Origin of the sequence: Trichococcus flocculiformis (assembly GCF_900113645.1) — a bacterium.
Classification (GTDB): domain Bacteria; phylum Bacillota; class Bacilli; order Lactobacillales; family Aerococcaceae; genus Trichococcus; species Trichococcus flocculiformis.
On the sequence record NZ_FOQC01000092.1, the window covers coordinates 1 to 2,313 of the forward strand.

Here is a 2,313-nt window from a genome sequence, read left to right on the forward strand (position 1 = left end):
CTTATGAACGATGGGCTGAAGAAAAACATAGTTTTTAATTACTTGTAAAGTGGTGTATATATAATTTAACATAGATACTAATGTCATTTTCTGTACTTATCTTGTAATTTTTCAAAGGCCTTTGAGCTGTTTTCCAATTGCCTTACAATGCTTGGTTTGATGGCATCTTCATTTCGCCCTAAAATACTTGGTTTGATGTTATCTTTATCTGGTAATATAGCAGGTGCCACCCTCGCCCCATCCGTACCATAAGGGTAAACATATACTGGTTTTTTTATTTCAAATTCCAACAAAATATTTACAGTGTCTATAATTTGTTTTAAGTCACTTTTTAATTCTTCTAAATCCTCTTTTGTCGCATATATACTAGTTTCTTCACTACTCATATTTAACACTCCTTAATTATTATCTATATCCCGTCAGTTATACCTCTTATATTTATCTTGTAATTTCTCGATATCGTCTATAGCTTTCCCTAGATATCTTATCTTGTCTTCATCATTCTTCTCACTGCGCAACGTTTGTTTAGCAATTTTTACGAATTCATTTTTCTTTAATGTTAGTTCTAAAAAGTCATCTTGATCAGTAAAATCGGAAGGCCCGTATAAAACGTGATTTTTATTATACAGTACAAAGAAAAATAAGGATGTAAGAAAAGCCGGATAGACAATCAGAAACGATATCAATACCAACTGATTCCTTGAATCATTTATAAAAGGTACAACTAATGTTCCAATTACCTCGGAAGATGTTGCAAAAACTGCAATCATTTTCAGCGGACCAGTAACAGCACTAACAATATCGGCTCGATTATTTTCTTTTTCTGAATTCTTTTCCGTAAGACTCTCCTTTTCTTCAATTCCACTTGTCTGATTTTTCACAACCGATACCCCCTTCTTTTAATTCCAAAAAAATAAGAAATATTTTGCTAGAATCCACAGCAAGAGCACCAATATGTATCCACTTTCAACTCAAACGCATCTCAGGCCGATATCGTTCACTACTTCACAGCTTAATTATACGGCGAACATTTTCTTTTGTAAAAACATCCGCTCTCAGAATATAATGTTACATGCGTGTTACAGCCTTAAATGATCCGGAAAGCAAAAACAAAGCGGAAAGCCCGTCACTATGGGCTTTCCGCTTTTCCGATTCTATTCTCTTTTTCTAGCCATTTCTGTAGCTTACTCAGGAATGCTTTCATACCGCCATTCCCCTCAAAAAAATGACCTCATTTATGATAAGCATGTGCGTAACTTTATTAAATGTAATTTTTCTCCTGCTATTTGCGTGGCTTATCATTATTTTTCTTAACGGCCATGGAAAAAGGACTCCTTAAAATCTACTTATTTAGCCTGTTTTGCTTGATTGAGAAATTTTTTTGGCACATTGCTCTAATAGCAGCTCATGCGGATTACGCATTATTTTTTCTTACGATCTCCAGTAATCCCGCGCACTGGTTTCCTATGCGCTCCATATCCAGAAGCTTGAATGTCTGTAGGATGGCAGTCAGTTTTTCGGTGTCCTCCTTGTGCTGCATGACGGCGATTAATTCCTTGAAGAACAGCAACATAGCATGTTCATACATCCTGTTGTCCGATGTAGAGAGGGTTTTCTCTAAATCAGCATAATAAAGCAAGCTCTTCTCCAGATTATTTTTCTCCAGTTGCAACACCAAAATATTTGAAATAAGCGAGAATAGTTCATTTTTATACCGTTTCAACTGATTGAACTCTGTCATCTTCTCTTTGGCTTTAGTGTACACAGCATCCAACACCTCCTCCGGAAAGAAATCCAAGGAGTTGGTGAACAAAACCAACTCATAATAATTCCATGTCTCACATTGGAAAAGATAGTCTTTTATGACCGCCAACTCTTTATGCGGGAATGGCAACTCGCTGAGATTACACCGTAGCAGGTGGATGATGCTCGCATGATGCAAAAATCTAATCTGGGAAGTTTCATCAAAATGTTTGTTGCCCTCTTCTTCCAATTCCGCCAACCTCAGCAAGTCCTTTGCATAGTAGGCTTCTGAATAAGCGCTGATCATCATAGCATCCGTATTCGCTTTATTACCATTATAAAGAAAATGGAATTCCTCCAAAGTAAGATTTAAATTATCAAGAATCTGGAATAATTTCTCGGCAGTCGTATCACTCTTGCCTTTTTCAAATCGAGATATGGCGGGCCTGCTCAATATTCCTTTATACACATCTTTTCACTAGTGTTGCATAAACATTTGTAGGTCCTCATCTAAACTGTTTTCTGAAAAAAAGCAAAAAAATTCCCATGCTCACGCAGAAAGACGACTTT

General features: G+C 36.4%; 3 protein-coding genes. All 3 read right to left on the reverse strand.

All coding sequences use genetic code 11. From position 1 onward, the window contains the following. Positions 1–83 precede the first annotated feature (83 nt). The 3 genes from BMZ71_RS14445 to BMZ71_RS14455 all read right to left on the reverse strand — a co-directional run bounded on the left by BMZ71_RS14445 (position 84) and on the right by BMZ71_RS14455 (position 2,212). Positions 84–386: a hypothetical protein gene (locus BMZ71_RS14445; RefSeq protein ID WP_086990967.1), complete on the reverse strand. Its 303-nt coding sequence runs from the start codon at positions 384–386 to the stop codon at positions 84–86. 33 nt (positions 387–419) lie between these two features. After that, entirely contained in the window at positions 420–881 is a 462-nt protein-coding gene (locus BMZ71_RS14450; RefSeq protein ID WP_086990969.1) for a hypothetical protein, read from the reverse strand. Positions 882–1,414: 533 nt separating this feature from the next. Next, positions 1,415–2,212: an Rgg/GadR/MutR family transcriptional regulator gene (locus tag BMZ71_RS14455; protein ID WP_086990971.1), complete on the reverse strand. Its 798-nt coding sequence runs from the start codon at positions 2,210–2,212 to the stop codon at positions 1,415–1,417. Positions 2,213–2,313: the final 101 nt, after the last annotated feature.